This window comes from Vibrio sp. Y176, assembly GCF_033438945.1.
Genome location: NZ_JAWOQS010000540.1, coordinates 1 through 694 on the forward strand (window position 1 = coordinate 1; position 694 = coordinate 694).

Here is a 694-nt window from a genome sequence, read left to right on the forward strand (position 1 = left end):
ATGTCCGACGTATTGAAAGTCGACCGCAGCAACGCTCAATTCATCTTGCTCAAAACAGAAGTTCGCCAATTTGGCATCACCGTGTACAAGCGTCTTGAACTTGGCTTGCGAAAGCGTTTGATCAATCAATTGAGCGGCATTTTTTAGCTCGGTGTCTTGCAATGCCTCAAGCTCATCGGGTCTGGTTGCCAAGTGCCAATACGTGCCGGTATGCCACAGCTTATCCGAGCAAACACCGATGTAGCGCGCATGAAAATTCGCCAACCAAGTAAGGCAGGCTCGTAGATGTTCTAGCTTTGCATCGGTGATGACTTTTGGAAAACCCGCCTCGGCGAGATCTGCCATCACAATGAGCCATTCATTCTCCGACTGGAACGTTTTTAAGCCTTGTGGTACCCGACAGTGCGAGTCCATGACACCGGAAAAATGCGCGTACCAACTGACTTCAACCTGATAAGAGTGCAACTTTCTTTGGTGAGAACGATCTGTATTCCAGCCTCTAGGGTGTTCAGTAGGTTTAGGCAATTTGACGTGTTTTACAATGACAGAGCGTTTAGCGAATATCAGCCGAACCAATTCTCCGTAACCGCCCCAAAGTGACTGGATTACTTCGCTCGACAGCAATGCACCGAGATCAAGATCCTGGCTGATATTTTGATACAAAAGGTGGTGGTCATTCATACTCAAGCAAGAA

1 protein-coding gene is annotated in these 694 nt (G+C 47.7%); it reads right to left on the bottom strand.

What is annotated here, in order from left to right; genetic code table 11:
* Nucleotides 1-681, bottom strand: a 681-nt coding sequence (locus R7O13_RS27195) for a phosphotransferase (protein ID WP_318305240.1), incomplete at its 3' end; no start/stop codon positions are given.
* Nucleotides 682-694: the final 13 nt, after the last annotated feature.